The 21,416-nt window shown below is 70.5% G+C and carries 13 protein-coding genes and 1 pseudogene; 10 read left to right on the forward strand and 4 right to left on the reverse strand.

Annotated elements, in window-relative coordinates:
• Nucleotides 1-146 precede the first annotated feature (146 nt).
• The 9 genes and pseudogenes from ACP4J3_RS09480 to ACP4J3_RS09520 all read left to right on the forward strand — a co-directional run bounded on the left by ACP4J3_RS09480 (nt 147) and on the right by ACP4J3_RS09520 (nt 10,724).
• On the forward strand, nt 147-1,460 hold the full coding sequence (locus ACP4J3_RS09480) for an ABC transporter substrate-binding protein (RefSeq protein WP_426532376.1): 1,314 nt from the start codon (nt 147-149) through the stop codon (nt 1,458-1,460).
• A gap of 14 nt (nt 1,461-1,474) precedes the next feature.
• Entirely contained in the window at nt 1,475-2,452 is a 978-nt protein-coding gene (locus ACP4J3_RS09485; protein WP_426532378.1) for a carbohydrate ABC transporter permease, read from the forward strand.
• Nucleotides 2,449-3,333 (forward strand): carbohydrate ABC transporter permease, encoded by an 885-nt coding sequence (locus ACP4J3_RS09490; protein WP_426532380.1) that lies wholly within the window; start codon nt 2,449-2,451, stop codon nt 3,331-3,333. The genes ACP4J3_RS09485 and ACP4J3_RS09490 overlap by 4 nt, the downstream gene beginning before the upstream one ends.
• 26 nt (nt 3,334-3,359) lie before the next feature.
• Nucleotides 3,360-4,673 (forward strand): glycoside hydrolase family 36 protein, encoded by a 1,314-nt coding sequence (locus ACP4J3_RS09495; RefSeq protein ID WP_426532414.1) that lies wholly within the window; start codon nt 3,360-3,362, stop codon nt 4,671-4,673.
• The gene (locus ACP4J3_RS09500; protein ID WP_426532382.1) at nt 4,670-6,670 is read left to right on the forward strand and encodes a beta-galactosidase; all 2,001 of its coding nucleotides are present in this window, start codon (nt 4,670-4,672) and stop codon (nt 6,668-6,670) included. Before ACP4J3_RS09495 ends, ACP4J3_RS09500 begins: the two co-directional genes overlap by 4 nt.
• Before the next feature lie 43 nt (nt 6,671-6,713).
• The gene (locus tag ACP4J3_RS09505) at nt 6,714-7,505 is read left to right on the forward strand and encodes an Fpg/Nei family DNA glycosylase (protein WP_426532384.1); all 792 of its coding nucleotides are present in this window, start codon (nt 6,714-6,716) and stop codon (nt 7,503-7,505) included.
• Nucleotides 7,506-7,589: 84 nt separating this feature from the next.
• A pseudogene (locus ACP4J3_RS09510) lies at nt 7,590-8,106 on the forward strand (phosphotransferase-like protein).
• A 96-nt stretch (nt 8,107-8,202) separates the two neighbouring features.
• Nucleotides 8,203-9,492 carry a phosphatase PAP2 family protein gene (locus ACP4J3_RS09515; protein WP_426532416.1) on the forward strand — a complete coding sequence of 430 codons (1,290 nt, stop codon included), beginning with the start codon at nt 8,203-8,205 and terminating at the stop codon, nt 9,490-9,492.
• 875 nt (nt 9,493-10,367) lie between these two features.
• Nucleotides 10,368-10,724, forward strand: a complete 357-nt coding sequence (locus tag ACP4J3_RS09520; protein WP_426532387.1) for an ArsR/SmtB family transcription factor — start codon at nt 10,368-10,370, stop codon at nt 10,722-10,724.
• Between the two features lie 879 nt (nt 10,725-11,603).
• On the opposite strand, the gene ACP4J3_RS09525 is transcribed toward ACP4J3_RS09520, so the two are convergent.
• From ACP4J3_RS09525 to ACP4J3_RS09535, 3 genes are read right to left on the reverse strand one after another with little or no spacing between them, the layout of a single operon-like run.
• Nucleotides 11,604-13,547, reverse strand: coding sequence for a pentapeptide repeat-containing protein (locus ACP4J3_RS09525; RefSeq protein WP_426532389.1), 1,944 nt, complete (start codon nt 13,545-13,547; stop codon nt 11,604-11,606).
• 13 nt (nt 13,548-13,560) lie between these two features.
• A complete protein-coding gene (locus ACP4J3_RS09530; protein WP_426532391.1) occupies nt 13,561-14,940 on the reverse strand; it encodes an esterase/lipase family protein in 1,380 nt (459 codons plus the stop codon).
• The gene (locus ACP4J3_RS09535) at nt 14,941-19,377 is read right to left on the reverse strand and encodes a peptidase C14 caspase catalytic subunit p20 (RefSeq protein ID WP_426532393.1); all 4,437 of its coding nucleotides are present in this window, start codon (nt 19,375-19,377) and stop codon (nt 14,941-14,943) included.
• Nucleotides 19,378-19,501: 124 nt separating this feature from the next.
• On the opposite strand from ACP4J3_RS09535, the gene ACP4J3_RS09540 reads away from it, so the two are divergent.
• The gene (locus ACP4J3_RS09540; protein ID WP_426532395.1) at nt 19,502-20,491 is read left to right on the forward strand and encodes a translation initiation factor 2; all 990 of its coding nucleotides are present in this window, start codon (nt 19,502-19,504) and stop codon (nt 20,489-20,491) included.
• Nucleotides 20,492-20,879: 388 nt separating this feature from the next.
• Here ACP4J3_RS09540 and ACP4J3_RS09545 read toward each other — a convergent pair whose 3' ends face one another.
• A complete protein-coding gene (locus ACP4J3_RS09545; RefSeq protein WP_426532418.1) occupies nt 20,880-21,329 on the reverse strand; it encodes a tetratricopeptide repeat protein in 450 nt (149 codons plus the stop codon).
• Between the last annotated feature and the right edge of the window lie 87 nt (nt 21,330-21,416).

The following is a 21,416-nucleotide window of genomic DNA, read 5'->3' on the forward strand; positions in this document are numbered from 1 at the left end:
GAAACGGCGTTCGTCATCTCTTGACGCATGACCTGACATACCGCTGTTATTGCGCCACCGTGTTCGGTCAAGTTGATTTCTGATCGGTTACGACGGACTTCGACGCGTCCACCCTCACGATCGAACCCTGCCACCAGGAGCCGTAGATGCAGCACTTCTCCCCCTCCGGTCTCTCACTGCCCTCACCCAGCCGCCGCACGATGCTGCGCGGCATAGGTGGCGCCGCCGTACTCGGCGCCGGCATCCCGCTGCTGAGCGCCTGCGGCGGCAGCGGCACCGCGAGCGACCCGAAGACCGTCACCCTCGGCTCCAAGGCGTCCGACGCCGTGCCGAAGAAGGCGTTCGCCGACATCTACGCGGCCTACAAGAAGAAGTCCGGCATCACGGTCGACGTGAACACCAAGGACTCCAACACCTTCCAGGAGCAGATCAACTCCTACCTCCAGGGCACGCCGGACGACGTGTTCACCTGGTTCGCCGGCTACCGGATGCAGTTCTTCGCGGCCAAGGGGCTGGCCACGCCGATCGACGACGTGTGGAAGACCATCGGGGGCAACTTCCCCGAGGCGATGCACAAGCTGAGCAAGGGCGAGGACGGCAAGTACTACTTCGTGCCGCTGTACTCCTACCCGTGGGCGATCTTCTACCGGAAGAGCGTCTTTGAAGAGAAGGGGTACGAAGTCCCCGCCAACTGGGACGACTTCGTCGCCCTGTGCAAGCAGATGAAGAAGGACGGCATCGTCCCGATCGCCTTCGGGGACAAGGACGCCTGGCCCGCGCTCGGCACCTTCGACCAGATCAACTTCCGCCAGAACGGCTACGACTTCCACGTCGAGCTGATGGCGGGCAAGGCCTCCTGGACCGACGCCAAGGTGCGCAAGGTCTTCGACCTGTGGACCGAGATCCTCCCGTACCACCAGGAGGGCTCGATGGGCCGCACCTGGCAGGACGCGGCCCAGACGCTGGCCTCCAAGAAGGCCGGCATGTATCTCCTCGGCACCTTCGTGGCCCAGCAGTTCACCGACAAGGCCGCGCTGGAGGACCTCGACTTCTTCGCCTTCCCGGAGATCGACCCGGCGTACGGCCAGGACACCGTCGAGGCGCCCACCGACGGCTTCATGATGAGCAAGAGCCCGAAGAACAAGGCCGAGGCCGTCAAGCTCCTTGAGTACCTCGGCACCACCGAGGCCGAGGACATCTACCTCAAGTCCGACCCGAGCGTGGTCCACGCCGCCACCGGCGCCGACACCTCGTCGTACACCCCCCTGCAGAAGAAGGCGTACGACATGATCGCCGGCGCCAAGTCCCTCACCCAGTTCATGGACCGCGACAGCCGCCCGGACTTCACCTCCACGGTGATGCAGCCCGCGCTGCAGAAGTTCATCCGTGACCCCAAGGGCGTCGACAGCGTGCTGTCCTCGATCGAACGCCAGAAGAAGACGATCTTCGCGTCCGGCTGAACCGGCTGATTTCCATGACCACACAGACCACCAAGGAGACCCGGGAGGCGGCCACCGAGCCGCCTCCGGGCGCTGCCCCCGCCGACAAGGTGCCCCAGGGGCACCGCCGCCTGCTGACCCGCCGTGACCGGCTCGCGCTCGGTCTGATGGCGGGCCTGCCGACCATCCTGCACATCGCCCTCGTCTGGGTGACGGCCCTCGCCTCGATCGCGCTGGCCTTCACCACCTGGGACGGCATCGGCTTCGACGCCATCAAATGGGTCGGGCTGGACAACTTCAAGCAGCTCTTCAACGACAACCCGCAGTTCTGGCCCGCCCTCCAGCACAACGTCATCTGGTTCGTCGTCCTGATCGTGATCCCGACGCCGCTCGGCCTGTTCCTGGCCGTGCAGCTCGACAAGAAGATCCGCTTCAGCAGGGTGTACCAGACGGCGTTCTTCCTGCCCGTCGTGCTGTCGATGGCGGTCATCGGCTTCGTCTGGCAGCTCATCTACAACCCCGACACCGGCCTGATCAACAGCCTCATCGGGGCCAACGAACCGGGCAAGTACATCGACTGGATCGGCGACCCGGACCTCAACCTCTGGGCGATCCTCGTCGCCGCGTCCTGGCGGCACACCGGCTACATGATGATCCTGTACCTGGCCGGCCTGAAGGGCGTCGACCCCTCGCTGCGGGAGGCCTCCGCGCTCGACGGGGCCAATGAGTGGCAGACGTTCAAGAACGTCATCTTCCCCACCCTGCGCCCGACCAACACCGTCGTCCTGGTCGTCACCATCATCGAGGCCCTGCGCGCCTTCGACCTGGTCTTCGTCTTCAACAAGGGCGCCCAGGGCACGGAGTTGCTGTCGATCCTGGTCACCAACAACATCATCGGCGAGTCCAGCCGCATCGGATACGGCTCCGCGATCGCGGTGGTCCTGCTGCTGATCTCCCTCGTCGTGATCATCCCCTACCTGGTGGCCACCTTCCGGAAGGAGCGGCGCGCATGAGCACCACCGCCATGACCAAGGCCCGTACGCCCGTCCGCCCCGCCCGGATCCTGCTGCACCTCTTCCTCGTCGGCGCGGCGCTGGCCTGGATCGCGCCGCTGGCCTGGGCGATCTACTCGGCGCTGCGCCCGTACAGCGAGACGAGCGAGAAGGGATACGTGTCCTGGCCGGACACGCTGAGCTTCGACAACTTCACCAACGCGTTCACGCAGTCGGACATGAGCCACTACTTCGTCAACACGATGATCATCGCCGTGCCGGCGGTGCTGTTGACGCTGTTCTTGTCCTCGATGGTCGCGTTCTACGTCAGCCGCTTCGACTTCCGCCTCAACCTCGCGCTGCTGCTGGTCTTCACCGCGGGCAACCTGCTGCCGCAGCAGGTCATCATCACCCCGCTGTACCGGCTGTACCTGCTGATCGACCTGCCGGGCATCACCATGAGCGGCAAGCTCTACGACTCCGCGCTCGGCCTGGTGCTGATCCACGTCGCCTTCCAGTCCGGCTTCTGTGCCTTTGTGCTGAGCAACTACATGCGCACGCTGCCGCACGAGCTGACCGAGGCCGCGCTGGTGGACGGCGCCTCGGTGTGGCGGCAGTACTGGCAGATCGTGCTGCCGCTGTGCAAGCCGGCGATGGCGGCCCTGGCGACGCTGCTGTCCATCTGGATCTACAACGACTTCTTCTGGGCCCTGGTGCTGATCTCGACCGGCGAGAACATGCCGATCACCTCGGCGCTGAACAACCTCTCCGGCGCGTACTTCACCGACCCCAACCTGGTCGCCGCCGGCGCCCTGCTCACCGCGATCCCCACGCTCATCGTGTACTTCGTGCTCCAGCGGCAGTTCGTCAGCGGCCTGACGCTGGGCGCAAACAAGGGCTGACGGCCCCTTTCGTGAAAGAGACACCCGTGCACCACCCCTTCACCCCCGTCGCCGCCGTGCCCGTGGACGTGGCCAACGCCCGCGTCCACGAGGAGGGCTGGCAGTCCTGGAGCCCCAGCGGCGCCTACGCCCTCGGCGACAAGCCGTACCGCCCGACGAACGACAACTGGGCGACGGTCTGCTACCGGCCTGGCGTCACCGTGCCCGACGGCGCCTTCCAGGGCGAGGGGCTGCTGGCCCTGGACCCCGGGGACGGCTCACCGGTCCGGCTGTGGGCGGCTGCCGAGCCGACGCGCGCGGTGCCGTCGATCCGCCTGGCCGTCGACGGCGACACGGCGCGGGTGAGCGCCGACGGCCCGGTGAAGGAGTGGACGGGCCCGGACATCCAGACCGTGCTGGCGGACTGGGCCGCCGCCCTCGGGGGCGAGGCCCCGCGCCCGGCGCCCACCGTCTGGTGCTCCTGGTACGAGTACTTCACCGCCGTCACCGAGGACGACATCCACGAGAACCTCCGTGCGATGGACACCCTCGACCTGCCCATCGACGTCGTCCAGATCGACGACGGCTACCAGAAGGCCCTCGGCGACTGGCTCACGCTCTCCGGCCGCTTCCGCTCCCGCGCGGGCATCGCCGACGCGATCAGGGCGAGGGGCCGCCGCGCCGGCATCTGGACCGCCCCCTTCCTGGTCGACCCGGCGAGCGACCTGGCCGCCGAGCACCCCGAGTGGCTGGTCCGGGACGCGGACGGCGGTTTCACGCACGCCGGCCGCAACTGGGGCCACGACCTGTACGTCCTGGACACCACGCACCCCGGGGCGGCGGCGTATCTGACGGAGGTCTTCCGGACGCTGCGCGCCGAGGGCTACGACTACTTCAAGGTCGACTTCCTGTACGCGGGCGCGCTGGACGGCGTACGGCACGAGCCGGTGGACGCGCTGACGGCGTACCGCTCCGGGGTGCGGCTGATCCGCGAGGCGATCGGCGCGGACGCCTACCTGCTGGGCTGCGGGGCGCCCCTGCTGCCCTCCATCGGCCTGTTCGACGCGATGCGGGTCAGCCCCGACACGGCCCCGCACCGCCGCCCCGAGGCCGACGACTACAGCCAACCCGGCCAGGATCCCGCCGAGTTCACGGGCGTCGGCCGCCAGTGGCAGCACGGCCGGCTCTGGACCAACGACCCCGACTGCCTGATGGCCCGCCCGGCGGTGGAGACGCGTGAGCGCTGGGCCGCGCACGTCGAGGCGACCGGCGGCCTGATGGCCTCCAGCGACCGCCTGCTGTCCCTCGACGAGTGGGGTGTGGCGACCACCCGCCGACTCCTCGGCGGAGCCGCACGATGAAGCGCGAACTGTCCGTCCCCGGCATCGCCTACGGCGGCGACTACAACCCCGAGCAGTGGCCCGAGGAGGTCTGGGCCGAGGACATGCGCCTGATGCGCGAGGCCGGGGTGACCATGGTCAGCGTCGGCATCTTCTCCTGGGCGCTGCTGGAGCCGAGCGAGGGCCGGTACGACTTCACCCTCCTGGACCGGGTCCTCGACCTGCTGCACGCCCACGGCATCGCGGCCGACCTCGCGACCCCGACGGCGGCGCCCCCGGCGTGGTTCTTCAAGGCCCGCCCCGAGGCACTGCCCGTGGACAAGGGCGGCCGGGGGCTGTCGTACGGCAGCCGTCAGACGTTCTGTCCGAGCAGCCCGGCGTACCGTGCGGCGGCCCTGCGGATGGCGGGGGAGATCGCCCGGCGGTACGCGGACCATCCGGCGGTGGCGATGTGGCACGTCCACAACGAGTACGGCTGCCACAACGCCGAGTGCTACTGCGACGAGAGCGCGGCGGCCTTCCGGCGCTGGCTGCGGGCGCGGTACGCGGACGACCTGGCCGCCCTGAACGACGCCTGGGGCACCCGCTTCTGGAGCCAGTGGTACTACGACTGGGACGAGATCCTCCCGCCCCGCCCCACCGGCGCCGTCCCGAACCCCACCCACCAACTGGACTGGCGCCGCTTCTGCAGCGACGAGCTGCTGTCGCTGTACGAGGCGGAGCGCGAGGTCCTGCTGGAGGCGGCCCCGAGCGTCCCCGCCACCACCAACTTCATGGTGATGTACAACTTCGACGCGCTGGACTACTGGCGCTGGGCCCCGAAGCTGGACGTCGTCTCCAACGACCACTATCTGCAGTCGGCCGACCCCGAGTCCGAGATCGACATCGCGCTGAGCGGCGATCTGGTGCGTTCGCTGGCGGGTGGGCCGTGGCTGCTGATGGAGCACTCGACCGGCGCGGTGAACTGGCAGCCGGTGAACCGGGCGAAGGGACCGGGGGAGTTGCGGCGCAACGCCCTCGCCCATGTGGCGCGCGGCGCGGACGGCATCGCGTACTTCCAGTGGCGCGCGGCCAAGGCGGGGGCCGAACAGTGGCACTCGGCAATGCTGCCGCACGCGGGCACGGACAGCCAGATCTGGCGTGACGTGGTCCGACTGGGCGCGGATCTGAAGGCTCTCGCGGAGGTGCGCGGGAGCGTCGGCACGGCCGAGGTCGCCATCGTCTGGGACTGGAACTCCCGCTGGGCGATGGAACTGCCCTCCCAGCCGAGCGGCGAGCTGCGCTTCCAGGACCTGGTCCGCGCCTGGTACGAGCCGCTGTGGCGGTCGGGCGTCGCGGTGGACTTCGTACGGCCGGACGCGGATCTGTCGGGCTACCGGGTGGTGTTGGCTCCCTCGCTCTACCTGGTGGACGACGCGGGCGCGGCGAACCTGGCGTCCTTCGCGTCGGACGGCGGCACCCTGGCGGTGGGCTTCCACAGCGGGGCGGTGGACGAGAACTGCCATGTCCGGCTGGGCGGTTACCCGGGGGCGTTCCGGGAGGCGCTCGGGGTGCGGACGGACGAGCTGTTCCCGCTGCTGCCGGGCGAGTCGGTGGGCCTGAGCGGCGGCGGCACGGGGACGCTGTGGTCGGAGCGGGTGCGCCTGTCCGGCGCCGAGCCGGTCGCGTCGTACACGACCGGGCCGCTGACCGGTGTACCGGCGGTGACGCGTCATGCCCTCGGCACCGGCGCGGCCTGGTACCTGGCCACGCTGCCGGATCCGCGGACGCTGGCCGAGCTGCTGGGCCGTATCCGCAAGGAGGCGGGGGTGGAGCCGGTGCGCAGCACTCCGCGGGGCGTCGAGGCGGTCCTGCGGCGCGGTGCGGAGGCCGACTACCTCTTCCTGATCAACCACAGCGACCGGCCCGCCCATGTCGCGGTCGCCCCGGACGCCACGGAACTGCTGAGCGGCAAGCCCGTACCGGGCTCGGTCAGCGTCGCGGCGGGGGAGACGGCGGTGGTGCGGGAGCCGCGGTAGCACTCGCGTTGATGGGGCGCGCGAATCGGGGTAGTCGGGAGATGTGCCCGAGCTGCCCGATGTCGAGGGTTTCCGGACGGTGCTCCAGTCCTGTGCGCAGGGCAGGGTCGTCCGCCGCGTCGACGTGCGCGACTCGGGCGTACTGCACGCGGTGAGCGCGCGGCGGCTGAGGGAGGCGCTGGAGGGGCGGCGGGTCACCGCGGCCGAGCGGCACGGCAAGTGGCTGCTGGCCCGCACCGGCGGCCCCACCCTGCTGCTGCACTTCGGCATGACGGGCGAACTGCTCTGCGCCCACCCCGACGACGCCCCCGAGCCCCACGACCGCGTCCTGTTCACCTTCGCCCGGGACCGCCAGCTCCGCTACCGCGACCAGCGCAAGCTCCAGGGCCTGTGGCTGGCGTACGACGAATCCGATGTCGTACGACGGCTGGAGGGGCAGGGCCCGGACGCCCTGACGGTGGACCGTGAGCAGTTCGAGGCCGCGCTCCGCACCCACCGGGGCAGCGTGAAGAGCGTACTCATCAACCAGTCCGTGCTCGCCGGCCTCGGCAATCTGCTCGCCGACGAGATCCTCTGGCGCGCGCGACTGCGCCCCGCCTGCCGGGTGAGCGACCTGACCGAGTCCGACCGCCGCGGCCTGCACACCCAGATGCGCCGCACCCTGCGCGCCGCGGTCCCCACCGGCCACGTCCCACCTCGGGACTCCTGGCTGACCGGCCACCGGGACGACCCCGACCCGCACTGCCCACGCTGCCGCGGCCCTCTTCGCCGGTCCCGCGTGTCCGGGCGGACGACGGTGTGGTGCCCGGAGTGCCAGGGCGGGGGCGGCGCGTGAGCGATCGGCGTCGGGGTGCCGTGGGTGCCGCGGGTGCCGAAATTCGGTTGGTTCCGTGCGGGGGCGGGCCTACCGTGACCCGGCATGTCGACTCAGGTGATCGTTCTCAACGGCGGTTCCAGCTCGGGGAAGTCCGGGATCGTACGGTGCCTGCAGGCCGTGCTGCCGGATCCGTGGCTGGCGTTCGGGGTGGACTCGTTCGTCGAGGCGCTGCCCGCGAGGATGCGGTCGTCGGCGGAGGGGATCGTCTTCGAGGCGGACGGCAGGGTGAGCGTCGGGGCGGAGTTCACGGCGCTGGACGCGGCCTGGGTGGCGGGCATCGCGGCGATGGCCCGCGCGGGTGCCCGGGTCATCGTGGACGACGTCTTCCTGGGCGGCGCGGCGTCACAGCGGCGCTGGCAGAAGGCTCTCGACGGACTGCCCGTGCTGTGGGTCGGCGTCAGGTGCGAGCGCGCGGTCGCGGGTCCCGGGGATGGCCGCGCTGCAGGCGGACGTGGTGCACCAGGAGTCCCTGGAGTGCGCCCGGACGATCGCGGCTCATCAACTTTTCACCGAAAAGCACTTGCGCCACTCAGATAACATGATCGATCGAACTGATTAACGATCATCATTCTTACATCTGACAAATCGGCCAAAATAATTGATACCCATAAATTCAGAGCTGTCTTCGCGAATAAGAACCAGAAGACCCAGAGCGCTGTGGATCACGGCGGGTGTGGTGGGCCTCGGATTCCTCGTCGCGCTGGAGATCGCCGCGCGCCGCTACGGCGAGCCCGGGCCGATCACCAACCAGGCGCGAGAGGTGATGTTCCGCCCGAAGTCGGGGTTCCTGCTGTACGCCGGCCTGGCGCTGATGATGGTGGTGCTCACCTGGCGGCAACGGTTCATCGCGCTCGGCGCCGCGATAGGTATCGACGTCGCCGTCTACCTCGTGCGCTCAGCGGCCGGCAAGAAGGTGTTCGACGACGAGGGCCACCAATTCGGCAACGGCGCCCTCTGGGTCGTTCTGGCCTGCGCGGTCATCGCCCTCACCCGCCGCACCGGCCGGGAGCGCGTCCTGCTGCTGAAGGGCGTCGGGCTGGGCCTGCTGCTGGTGGCCGGCCGCAAGACGGGCGATGCCTGGCTGCTGATAACGGCGCGGACCCGCCCGGAGGTTCTCGACCAGTACGTGGCGACCGCCGACCACGCCCTGGGCGACCCGGCGTGGCTGGTAGGCCGACTCGTCGGGGCCACCGGCCCGGTCGGCCTCCACATCCTCGACTACGTCTACGTCCAACTCGCCGTGTTCGCGGCCATCGTCTCGTTCTACCAGCTGCGCCACGTCGCGGCCGAACGCCGCTTCCCGAGCCACCACCTGGTCCGCACCTTCCTGGTGATCGGCCTCCTCGGCCCCGGCATCTACATGATCTTCCCGGTGGTCGGCCCGGTCTTCGCCTACGGCGCCCCGGGCGCCTTCCACTGGGGGACGCCCGACATCTGGCCGCATACGGCGCCACAGCTGACGCCTCCGCGCCCCATGCCCTTCGACGAATGGACCCCACGGAACTGCATGCCCAGCCTGCACACGGCATGGGCCACCGCGATCTTCATCCACTCCCGCAAGGGCCCGCGCCTCCTGCGCTACGCAGGCACGTTCTGGCTGATCGCCACCCTCGCTGCGACCCTGGGCTTCGGCTACCACTACGGCGTCGACCTCGTGGCCGGCGTGGTCTTCACCCTGACGATAGAAACGGCCCTGCGCGCACAGGCCCGTGGCTGGGACCACTCGGCGACCCGACTGGTGGCCTACGGCACCGCGATCTTCGCCGCCCTGCTGGCGTCGTACCGCTACCTGCCCCAGGAGATGGCGCAGCGTCCATGGATAGCCGGCCCGCTGCTGATCCTGGCGATGCTCTCGGTCATCTACGCCTACATACGCACCACGAGACTGTGGGACCCGAAGCCCACGTCCACCGCCCACCCGGAACCCCAAGCCGAACTGGTGTGAGCGCGCCGCCCCGGCAGGTGGGGCGGCGGTGCGGTTGCCCGGGGCTCGAGGGGTGCGCGGTCGGCCGAGCGGGGGCGGGTGGCGATTACTGAGGTCGCGCGCGGACTGCCGGTGATGGGCCGTGGATTGGTTGAGGCGGCCGTGGACTGGTGGGGACGGGCCGTCGATGGGTGGGGGCGGGGCGTGGACTGGTGGGGGCGGGCGGTGGTGGGGTTGGGCCGTGGACTGGTGGGGGCGGGCCGTGGCGGGGTTGGGCCGCTGACTGGTGGGGTGGCCGTGGATTGGCGGAGGTGGGCCGCGGACCGGAGTCGGTCGCCATCCTCGCCGGGCCGCCGATCCCCGCCGGTAGCTCCCTGGTCCCCGGCCGGCGGACGCCGATGGCTCCCTAGCCCACGTTCCCGCCGACGGACGCCGCAGGCTCCCTATTTCCGTCCCCGGCTCCCTGGCCTCGCCGATGGCTCCCTGGCCCCCCGTCCCTGCCGACGGACGCCGCAGGCTCCCTATTCCGGTCCCCGGCTCCCTAGTCCCGGCCGACGGCCCCATGTCCCCGGCCTGAGACGGCGCGCCGATCTCGGCCCACCATCGGACGGTCGATCGTGGGTCAGATGGCCGACCGAGGCCGGATAGCCGACCGAGGCCTGACGGCTGCCCGGGGCCGGATGGCTGACCGAGGCCGGACGGCCGACCGCCCCCGCCGGATCACCGCAGGCGAAGGCGAAGGCGTCGACGTCCGCGTCGGTGCCGCCGGACGCGGGTTCGGTGCTGTCGGGGCCGCGGGCGAGGATGGTCCACATGTTGTCGACGAGTGGGTGGACGCGATGCGCCGAGGCGCGGTCGGCGAGGCCGTGCCGTTGTGTCGCGGAGGGGACGGCACGATGAGCACGCCGCTGTACCAACTGAAGGCCGAGTTCTTCAAGACGCTCGGCCACCCGGCCCGCATCCGGGTCCTGGAACTGCTGAGCGAGCGCGAGCACGCGGTCGCCGAGATGCTGCCCGAGGTGGGCATCGAGCCCGCCCACCTCTCCCAGCAGCTCGCGGTCCTGCGACGGGCCAACCTGGTCACGACCCGCAAGGAGGGCTCGAACGTCTACTACTCACTGACCAGCCCGCACGTGGCCGAGCTCCTGCGAGTCGCCCGCAGCATCCTCTCCGGCGTACTGGCCGGCCAGGCAGAGCTGCTCGCCGACCTGAAGGCCGCGCAGGGGGAGACGGAGACGAAGCCGCCGAAATAACCCGCGCGCATTTCAAGATCAGAAATGCTTTGTTAACTCCCGGAGAACTCTTCTACAACCTTCCGTCCCGTACGTGTGTCTGGTTGGCGCAGGGATGTCTGAGGGTTCGTGTAGAGGAGCTCAGAACGTGACCGTCCGTTCCTTTGCCCGGCGTATGCGACCGCGAGTGGAACGAAAGGCCGCCGAGAGGGTGTGGCAGCTCCGCCCGGTGGCGGTACGCGGCCAGCACCTCTACGGCCGCATCGTGACCCGCTTCAGCGCCACCGAGGCGGCCGCCATCAATCTCAAGAACGTCTTGCCCTGGCGGCGACGTCCGGAGACCACGCCGAGGGACGCGCCTGCGTCGCGTGCTGGATATAGAAGTACGGCTCCATAAAAACATGCCCCTATAGACCCAGGAACGCCGAAGACCCCGGCCGCTCAGCCGTCCGGGGTCCTCGTTTCGCTTGTTCATGAGGCTGAGGAGGATACGAGATTCGAACTCGTGAGGCGTTGCCCCAACATGCTTTTCCAAGTCTTCATCCGGGGGTTCGGTTCGGGTCCAGCAGCGTCCTGAATTGCGGAGGAGCGTTCTCGGCGGTCCCGTCCGGACGTGTACTGGTCCGACAGGAGGGAACAAGCACTGGGCCTTGGCGACGATGAAGGTTGCACCTAACGCGGCGAGGCCACAGCCTCAGCGTCGACCGCGTCCCGGCCCTCCTGAAGACCTCCATGATCGGCAGCCTGTACCACTGTCCTGCCTGCCACCGCCCAAGCCTCATCAGCTCAGCGGACCACGGACCACGGACCATGACCAAGCTCCGAGCCAGGGGATGGGCATCGAGGCGGTGATCGCACACTGATCCGGCGCAACGGAGTGCCCGGCGGGGCCGGGGAACGTCATCGCTTCACGCGGCTGCGCACGGCGAGGATGGCAAGCCCGAGCAGGCCCGGCTCGACGAGGCGGGCAGTCATCTCGACGTACGTTCCGGTAGTGGTCAGGTCCTGTCCGGAGGCCCGGAAGATCACCGAGTTGGCCACCACCCTCACGGACTTCTCAAACCGCGCGGTAGACAGACGCCTTGTGTACGGCCCTTCCGGGTTGACGGGTGCCGGCTTCCTGGTCGTCAGGGTTACTCGGCGGCCGTCGGTGGTCCCCGCACTGACCGGGTCCGGGTCCGCCTGCGGCAGCCCCCACAGCATCATCGCGAGCACGGTGGCCGTCATCGCCAGGACCAACCAGGCCAGAGCACGCGTGGCGCGCAGGCCGTATCCGGAGAGTGCCCAGTACAGCCGCAGCAGCGCCCGCTCACCACGGGACGCCGTGGCGTCGTGGCGGCGCATTTCCATTTCGCCGTAGTAGAAGTCGGCCGCGCCCGGCTCGTTCCGGCCGTCCTCGAGCGCCTTGCGGAGCTGCCGGTAGACCGGCGCGAGCACGGCGGGTTCATGCGTCTCGACGCCCGGTGGCGCGGGTGTCCAGCCGTCGCCGTACCGGGTCGCCCGCCAGTGGTGCTCCTCGGCGAGGGTCCGGCGGCGTATCCAGCGCAGCCCGACGGGTGGTGGCGACAGGACGCAGCGGCCTTCGAGCCGCAACTGGTCCAGGTGGACCGTCTCCACGAAGAGACAGTCGGTCAGGTCGACGTCGGCCAGTACCAAATACGCAGCGTCCACGCCTTTGACCGAGGTGACACGCACCCGGGCATCGGTGAGCCCCGGTTCGGCGATCACCTCGCCCTCCGGCGAGACGAACTGGCGGGGCCGGCAGACGACGGTCACCGGGAACTCCACCACGGCGTCGGTCAGATCCACCTCGGCGTGCCGCAACCGCAGTGCCGCGGTGGACGCCCACCGTGTCCGCTGGAAGCGCACCTTGCGCGCGGCGGCCTCCAACGTCACCGCGGCCTCGAACACGGCATCGGAGAAGTCCACCGTCCCCGGGCACACCAGTGGGCCGATCCGGGCCGTACGCCGGAACACAGCCCGCCGGAAATCCACGCCGGCCTCCAGCCGTGCCCCGGAGAACGACAGGTCACCGCCGATCGTGGCCCCGTCGAATGTGGCCTCTACCGCGAAGAGAGCCTCGGCGAACGGCATGTCCCCGCCGATGTCCGCCCCGTTGAAGCAGGCTCTGCCCTGGTGGACTTGCGTACCGTCGAAGCAGGCCCGGCCGGCGATCCGGACCTTCTCGAAGTTGGCACCGTCCTCGAAGACCGCGCCGTCGAAGGCGGCTTCCCCGTCGATGACCGCGCCGTCGAAGGAGGCGACGCCACACACCCGGACACCCGAGAAGTAGGCATCTCCGCATGTCATGCCCTTGAACATCGCAACGCGGCCGACCTCGCGGACACAGAACCGCAGCGTGCCCTTGATCCCCGCCTCGTAGAACCAGGCATCACGGCCCACTTCGGTGTCATCGAGCCATACATCTCCCGCTACCTGCGCCGCACCGAGGCGGATATCGCCCCCCACCTGCACGTCACGGACGTACACACCCCCGCCGAACACGGCCGACGCGAAGGAGCAGAAGCCGCCGAAGTCGATCCCCTCGAACTCCGCGTCACCGGTGAACCGCACCTCGTCGAACGACGCCTCACCCACCCGCGCCCGCCCGCTCCCCGGATCCCTGAACGGTGCGAGGAGTTCGTCGAGCAGACTCTGGGTGAAGGGTGTGCCCCGGTGGTCGAGGTCGGCGCCGGGGGCCAGCGAGGCCAGATGGGCGGCCCGTTCGGCGCTGTCCAGATGCGCCAGACAGGCCGTGTACGAGCCCACTCTGCGCCCCCGGCAGCGTTCCCCGGCGTCGAGGTGTCCGCACTGCGGCCACGAGGGGGCGTCGGTTACGGTCATCCCAACTCCCCTCTCATAGCGCCATGACCGTCAGGTCCCTCCGGTCATGCCCCTTCGGGCGGTCGACCAACGCCTCGATCACCCAGCGTCCGGGGGTGGCTTCCAGTTCCGCCCGATAGCGGTCGGGCTCGTACCGCCGGAAGACGACGGGTTGTTTGTCGGGACGGCCCGAACGCCACATGAACGTCCGCAGATTGCGCCGTGGCAGGTCGTGCCCCATCAGCTCGATCACGAACGGACGGCCGGCAGCGACCGGGTCCCGGGGGAAGTGCAGGACGATGCCCTCCACACCGGCGAGCGTGCCGCCGGGCGGGCGTCCCGCGCGGATCGCGAGCATCGCATCCCGGAGCGCGGGACCGCTCGCCAGGTCCGCGTTCCGGAACCCGGTCCACAGCATGGGCTCCGTACCGGTCCAGTCCGCGATGGCCGACCGGCGCGGCACCGTCCCGTCGCCGATCCCCGGCAGGCTGTCGGTGATCCGCGACCCGTCGGAGGAGAGCACGAGCGCCTCGGGGCTCGGGAAGTCGACGCTGCCGAGGCAGTGCACGGTGTACGGGAGCGGGCCGACGCGCCGGTGCTCGTCGCACGCCGAGCGGAACTCCTCCCGGAAGGCCGCCGCCTCGCGGACGGCGTCGCCCGGTAGCCCGGGGACCGGGTAGCGATTGTCGGTGATCTGCCGCTCGCGGCTCTTTCCCTCGACCCGCACGGCGGGGTACCCCGGCAGCATCTCGGCGACCGCCGGCAGGGTGAGCGCCCAGTCACGCAGCGCCTCGTTCAGCCGGGCGGCCACGTCAGCGCCGGGGCCCGCGTCGCCGGGGACCGCATGACCGGCCAGCAGCCGGGCGGCTTGGACCAGCCCCTGCTGCGGGGTGCCGAGGGTCACCAGGGTCCGGGCGGTCTCCCGGCCGTCCTCGCACTCCAGATAGTGCCGCCCGATCAGACCGCCCGTCGCATGGCAGACCAGAATGACGCGCGGATCATCGGTCCGGTCCGGGTAGTACGCATCGACCTCCGCACGCCACCGGTCGAGCTCGCACGCCACCCGCGCCTTCAGCTGCCGGGCCACCAGCCGGTGGGACAGGCGCCAGTCGTAACCGAACGGCACGAACTGCGCGTCGAGCGGGTCGCCGAGGGCGGCACGGACATCGGGATAGCCCATGCAGGACAGCAGCCCGGGCACGGAGTCCGGGACCTGCAACAGCGTGTCGGCGTCCAGCCGGAAGGGGCCCTCGGGTGGCGCGTCCCGCAGCCCCGGCGGGAGGGCCACCTCGGTGAGCGCCGCAGCCGCCGAGCCGATCAGCTGCTCACCGCATCGTGCCCAGACGTCCTGGCCGTTCCGGCACAGCCGCGTGCCCAGAAACCCCGGGACGAACACCACCAGATCGTGTTCCATTCACTCTCCCCATGTCCCGGCGCCGAGGAACGTGTGCGGCAGCCGGATCAGATCGCAACGGTCCTCCCCCTGTAACGCCATCACCAGACCCTCCGGGTCCATCGCGGTACGGACCGCGTGCACGTCGTACCCCCGCGTGGGAATCCCCGGCCCGTCCAGCCATTCCCGGGACCAGACGTCCCATGCGCGTGACACCGTCTCGGGCGTACAGAGCAGCAGCACGGGCCGCTCCACGGGACCGGCGAACACCAGGGACGTCACGTCGGGGAAGTCCCCCGGCAGTCGCTCCGGGGGGTGAATGCTCCCGTCGCCGGAGCAGTCCTTCACGTACACGCTGCCGTGGTCCGCCCAGGCCAGCATGGGCATCGAGGCGTCGTCCTCGTCGTCGTACAGCTCTCCGAGGGCGAGGCAGGCGGGGGCGGCCATGAGCAGGACGCGCTGCTCGACGCCGTGCTCACCCTCGGTCCAGACCCGCAGCTGGTCACTCATGTCACCGGCCATCCAGAACGAACCGTCCCGCAGGACCCTCGTGTCGATCCCGCAGAATCCGCGGTCGGTCCGGATCTCGCGCACCGCGATCCCGGCGGACGAGACATCGGCCGGGATCTCGTGGCGTATCAGCCGCCGGCCGTCGGCCACGCTCAGCCGCAGCGTGCCGACGTCCAGGTCGCCGACCAGGCTCAGCGCCCGGGCCGGCTGGCCGGCGTCCCCGCCGAGCGGGATGTCCCGGTGGGCAACGACCGACAGGCTGTCGTCGAGCCGCCACAGCCGTACGATCCGGCCCGCCGCGGCGGCCACCGTCCAGCCGTCCGCCGCCCGCACCGCGGCCACCGCCGTCACCGTGCGCCCCTCGTGGGCGAGTTCCGTAGCCGGAAGGGCGGCCGGATCCCCCTGCTTCGGCCGGGAGATCCGGATCCGGTCGTGCCAGGCGCGGCACAGCAGCGGCGGACCTTCCGGTGCGCCGGCCAGGTCAAGGACCGGGCGCTCGTTGCTCGGCCGCCGCTGGATTCCGTAGCGGGCCTCCAGCGCGGGGACCACGTCGACCACCCGGATGTACGGGCCGTCGGCGACCGCGAGCAGTCCCTGACCGCCCGGTTCGAACGCTATGGCGCCCTCGCGGGGGGCGTTCAGAACGAGCGTGGCCTCGCGTCCGGACCGCCCGACGGACCAGATCCGGACGGCCACTTCCTCGTATCCGGCGAGCAGCGGTTCATCGCCGTACCACCCGAAGGCCAGGCCGCGTGCGTTCGAGGGGTACGTCGCCGCCCGTTCCACGACCGGCATGGGGCCGGCTACGGCCCCGCACCGCCAGACGTACACAGCGGTCCCGTCGGCCACGGCGAGGAGGCCCTCCCGGGGCGAGACCGCGAACGCCGCGGCGGCCATCGCGGGTGCAGCCAGGGTCACACCGAGATCGGTCCGGCAGGCGTGCAGACCGTCGACCCCGTTGCGGGTGCGGCTCACTTCGAACAGCTCCAACCGCTCCGCGCCCGCCGCCAGGACGAACATCCGCGGGCCCAGGGTGAGGGCCGCGAGCTGCCGCACATCGGCCGTACGGACCTCCTTCAGCTGCGTGTCCAGATGCGTGCCGATCTTCCAGGACCACACCCACACCCGGTTCCCGTCCGCCGCCAGGGCCACGCTCTCGCCCTCCACCTCGGCCACCGACAGGGCGCGCACACTGCCGCCCCACCGGTACTCCTGATCGGGTATCCGGGCATCCGCGCGCCAGAAGTACACGGCCTGGTCGTTCCGGGCGACGGTCGCCCAGCGGGCTCCCGAGCCCACCTCACGCATCTCGCTGAGCGGGCGTCCGCGCTCCCCGCCGGTCCGGGGCAGCCGACGGGTCAGCAGCCGGGCGCCCGACTCCGGGTGCAGGACCTGGATCTCCCCCAGTCCGCCGGCGGTCAAGGTGCCCGCGTGGGTCAGCCCCGCCCCGGTCCCGGCGCGCCAGCTCAGCGCCCGCGCGCCGCCCGAAGGCGCCGCGCGCCGCCACTCCGGGGGGTCCGGCGGGACATCGGTCCAGTACTCCTGCCAGGGTAGGAAGCCGTCGGTGCGTCGCAGCGTCCGGTACGTCGCGTCGCGGTGGCTGACGAAGGCGGTGGCGCTGAACAGGGCCTTGCGCTCCAGCAGAACCGACGCCGGCAGCGGGCCGGACGCACGGGGGAACGAGCCCGCGACCCTGCCGTACAACGCGGCGCCGTCACAGTCCCGGGCCAGGCCCGCCGCGAGCGGCAGCATGACATCGGGGTTCGTACGCAGCAGGAAGCCCACGTCCTCGAAGAGCTCCCGCAGGGCGTCCGGCCCCACCTGGGCGGCGTGGGCGCCCTGGTATTCGAGGGCGTACTCGTCGGCGCGGCTCCAGTCGCAGCCGGCGCGTGCGCGCAGCGCGTCGAGCACCCTGCGGTGCGCCTCCCGGGTGGTCAGTCCGGCGTCGGAGAGGAAGAACTCGCCGTAACTCGGATGGGCCAGCTGATGGCGGATCCGTCCGGCCGTCTGCCGCGCGCCGTCCTTCTGGGTGGCGACGATGCCGCCGTCGGCGCTCCGGCACACCTGTCGCAGATCCTCCGGTGTGAGCTCCGGCGAGCCGGCCTCGCGCAGCGCGTTGGCGAGCGTCAGCCAGGCCGCGTCCGGGGTCAGCCCGGGCCCCTGGATCACCGCCAGCACCCGTAGCACCTCGTGGGCACGCTGTGCCCCGGGCTGCTCGCTCAGGTAGCGCGTCTCCTCCGCGAGGCGGGTGCGCAGGTCCATGCCGCCGTCACGCAGCCACGCCAGCAGTTCGGCCTCGGCGGCGACCGTGGTCCGCCGGGCGAGCCCGGTCGCGACCAACCGGGCCACCAGGAACGAGCCGTGACTCTGCGCCGCGACGATCTCGGCCGTCCAGTCGCGGTCCTCCCGCCGCGCGTCACCCCGGTACGGGGAGTGCTCGGTGTCCAGTACGGACAGCACCATGCCGGTGATGCTCGCGCGCGCCTCCTCGTCGTCCCCGAGGACCACGGGCTCGACGCTGAGCTCCAGGGTGTCCAGGAGCGACTCCTCTTCCGCGGGCGCGGTGGTACGCCGGCGGGGCTGCGTCCGGGTACCGACGATCACCCGGACACCGGGCGTGGCCGCCAGGGGGTTCAGGACGTGCCGGGCGATCGCGTAGGCCTGGTCCGGGAGGGCCTCGTCGAGTGCGTCGAAGAGCAGGTTCACCGAACCCGCCCGGCCGACCAGCTCCTCGAAGGCGTCGGGGAACTTCTCCGACGTCACCGGCTCCTCCGGCAGCGGCGGTGCTCCGTCGACGTCCGCCAGCACCTCCCGCAGATGCGCGGCCAGCGAATGGGCGGACTGCCCCCGGCAGCTCAGCGCCGCATGCACGGTCCCCGCCCGGGGCAGCGTCGCGGGGTCGAGGTCCGGACCGAGGGTCTCCCGCCAGCTCGGCAGGGAGGTATGGGCCAGCCGGCCGAGCAGCGCGGTCTTCCCCGTGCCCGCCAGGCCCGTCACCGCGAGCAGCCCCTTCGGGTGGGTGTCCATCCAGCGCACGATCCGGCTCAGCACATCCCGCCGGCCCGCGAAGTGGCGGCTGAGATGGCTGTTTTCCTCGAGCCCGAACTGCTCGGCCTCGATCCACGGCTTCCGCCGAGTCAGCACGGCCGGCGTGTACACCGGCCGGTCGGACTGGCGGTAGTAGGGGTTGTCGAGGAAGTTGTTGGGAAGTGCCTGGACCTCCCGGCAGTCCGGCCGCTGTGCCGGGTCGTCGAGACCGTCGTCCGCCGCCCGCGCGTCCACGGCACGGCAGAGATACGGCAGCGGCAGATACAGCGCGGACGGCTCGAACGGGCGGGCCTGATCGTCAGCTACGAAGTCCGGCTTCGCCAGCGCCTCCTCCAGCCACGTCACCCAGCGACCCGCCGGCACCTGAGCGTCCGCCCCCGAGGTCCCGATGACGGCGAAGCCCTTCCGCCGGTTCTCCCGCGCCCGGATGACCGCGGGGTCCCGCTCCAGCTCCACGGCGTGCCGCACCGCCTCGCCCAGGGAGTTGTAGCTCTGGGAGGAGCAGGCGTCGATGATCAGCAGGGTGTCCGTCTCGTACTCCGGCCGCAGCAGGAAACCCACCAGCTCGAGCAGGGAGACGGCCCGGGAGGGGTCGAACTCGCCCGACTGCCAGGAGTCGGCGCAGGCGAGGAAATAGCCCTCGTCACCCCGCTGGACGCCGTGCCCCGTCCAGTACAGGATCTTGCGCTGGGCACCAGCGGCCAGGAACTCCCCCAGCCCGGCCCACAGTTGCCGCCGGGTCGCCCCGCCCCGGTCCGCCCGGAGGGGCTCCCCGAACCCCAACTTCTCCCGCGCGGTCTCGGTGAAGCGGTCACGGACCTCATCCAGCTGCGGGCGGCGCAGCCTCTGCCGCTCCTCCGGGTCCGGGTGGAGGTACTCCGGTACGGCGATAGTGCCCACCAGGGAAGAGGATCGCCGCTCGGCTTTCAGTAACGCCAGCCGGTTGTCCGTGTCGCTTCGTACCATGAGATCGACAGCCCCCCCGACAGTGTCCACCTCAGCTTATTTACCAGTGGAGTTGAAGATGCGTGACAGGTTCACCGTGGTTGGCCGGGCAACGGGCTGTCATCTCTTCGAGGGTGACGGGACCCGGGCCATCGACGAGGAGAACGTCCACGTCAAGTACACGCCGAAGCGTGTGCAGTTCCCGGAGGAGATCGCCGCCTGGCGGCGGTCCATCGAGACGGAGGAGGAGCGCAAGGAGGCCAGCGGGCTGCCGCACCGGTGGAACAACGCGCGTTTCGCGGTCGAGCGGGTCGTGGTGACCCGCACGCATCTGGCCGAGGAGCCCGTGGTGTCCCTCACCATGCGGGACGCAGACTACTTCGACTTCCTCACCACCTCGCTCAACCTGGACCGGCGGCAGAAGAACAGCCTCACGCTCCGCGAGCAGTATCTGGAGGGCGGCGACCCGGCCGACGCGCCCTCCTGGATGAACTGCAGCTTCGGCATCAACGTGGCCCTGGAGACCGGCAAGGACGGCAAGATGCTGTTCTCTCGGCGGAGCGCCCAGGTCGCCGGGCCGAACAGCGCGCGGTGGAACTCCTCCGCCAACGAGGGCCTGGCCCAGCAGCACGACCTGCCCCGGGATGGCAGCCCGGTCAGCCTGCACGCGGTGGCGCGCCGCGCCCTCTTCGAGGAACTCGCCGTGCACGACGGGGACCAGACCAGGGTGGAGTTGCTCGGGTTCGGGCTGGACCTGGTCAACCACCAGTGGGCGGCGTTCTTCCGCGCGGTGGTGCCCGAGCTCGACGAGCCGGCGCTGCGTCTTCGCTGGACGCGAGGTGTCATCGACAAATGGGAGCACGACCGGTTCGAGTTCGTGGACGCGGACCCGGAGTCGGTGCTCGGCTTCATCGCGGACGAGCCGGAGGAGCGGTGGACACCCTGCGCGCCGGCCCTCTTCTATCTCGCCCTGGTACGCGGTGCCGTGGAGCGCGCCGACGGTGACCCGGCCGGCCGGTTCGCCGTGGAACAGGCCGAGCAGAAGGTAATGTCGGACCGCGGCCTGTGAGCCGGGAGGCCGGGGCGAGGCGTCTGAGGGGGTTTCCCGCCCAGATCTCCGCCCGGGGAACACGACCGAGGACGAGCGGCCCCATGCCGACGACGGACCACGGCCCCACTGAGGCGTACTCCCTGACCTTCGTCCCCGGACCGACGTACGCGTCCTCCGCCACCACAGCATGCCGCCCGAGGAACACCTTGGCCGCGACGGTGCCGTATTCGCGGATCAGGACATCGGCTGCCCCCATGGTGTGCGGCCGCACGATCACATGATCGCCGATCGTCACGCCCGGCAGCGCACACACCATCGGCATCAGAATCGTGCTGCTGTGCTGCTGGGCAGGGCGTCTGCTGGGTTCCCTTCAGAAGAACCGGGCTCCTTCACCGCAGGTTTCCGGTCACGGGTCCACAGACGTCACCAGGTCTTCGCACCCCTCGGCTGGCACGCCCACGTCCGAGAAGATGTCCGACGCCTGCTGCCTCATGATTCCAGCGGCAGCGCCGTCAGTCTTCTGGAGGGTGCGGCTGAGGGCCACGAGGGTGCGGGCTTCGCCGAGGCGGTGGCCGGTCCGGCGATGGATGGCCAGGGCCTCCTCGCCGAGTACGACGGCCGTGGCGTACGCCGCTTCGGACTCCGCCAGCTCACACATGGCTGTCAGAGCCTGGCCCTCCACCACGCCGAATGAATGATCGCGTGCAAGGCTCAGCGCCTGCTCGGCATGGCGGCGGGCCTCGTCGGGCTGGCCCAATCGCATGTGTGTGAGGGAGAGCCCCAGGATGCTGTCCGCTTCGGTGCGCAGGTGTCTCGCCTCTCGAGCCAGGGCGAGGGCCTGGCTGCCGGCCTGGATCGATTGGTCGGATGGCGTCCCTTGACGTGGTGTAGCCGATCAAGGTGAGGGGGTGCGCCGGGGGCGTATGCCGATGGGTTTTCGCTC

The sequence above is a fragment of the Streptomyces sp. UG1 genome (assembly GCF_049974585.1).
Classification (GTDB): domain Bacteria; phylum Actinomycetota; class Actinomycetes; order Streptomycetales; family Streptomycetaceae; genus Streptomyces.

What these genes read in the sequence shown, in the direction of transcription:
- ACP4J3_RS09480 (WP_426532376.1), top strand. Translation starts at nt 147, where the DNA reads ATGCAGCACTTCTCCCCCTCCGGTCTCTCACTGCCCTCACCCAGCCGC.
- ACP4J3_RS09485 (WP_426532378.1), top strand. Translation starts at nt 1,475, where the DNA reads ATGACCACACAGACCACCAAGGAGACCCGGGAGGCGGCCACCGAGCCG.
- ACP4J3_RS09490 (WP_426532380.1), top strand. Translation starts at nt 2,449, where the DNA reads ATGAGCACCACCGCCATGACCAAGGCCCGTACGCCCGTCCGCCCCGCC.
- ACP4J3_RS09500 (WP_426532382.1), top strand. Translation starts at nt 4,670, where the DNA reads ATGAAGCGCGAACTGTCCGTCCCCGGCATCGCCTACGGCGGCGACTAC.
- ACP4J3_RS09520 (WP_426532387.1), top strand. Translation starts at nt 10,368, where the DNA reads ATGAGCACGCCGCTGTACCAACTGAAGGCCGAGTTCTTCAAGACGCTC.
- ACP4J3_RS09525 (WP_426532389.1), bottom strand. Translation starts at nt 13,547, where the DNA reads ATGACCGTAACCGACGCCCCCTCGTGGCCGCAGTGCGGACACCTCGAC.
- ACP4J3_RS09530 (WP_426532391.1), bottom strand. Translation starts at nt 14,940, where the DNA reads ATGGAACACGATCTGGTGGTGTTCGTCCCGGGGTTTCTGGGCACGCGG.
- ACP4J3_RS09540 (WP_426532395.1), top strand. Translation starts at nt 19,502, where the DNA reads ATGCGTGACAGGTTCACCGTGGTTGGCCGGGCAACGGGCTGTCATCTC.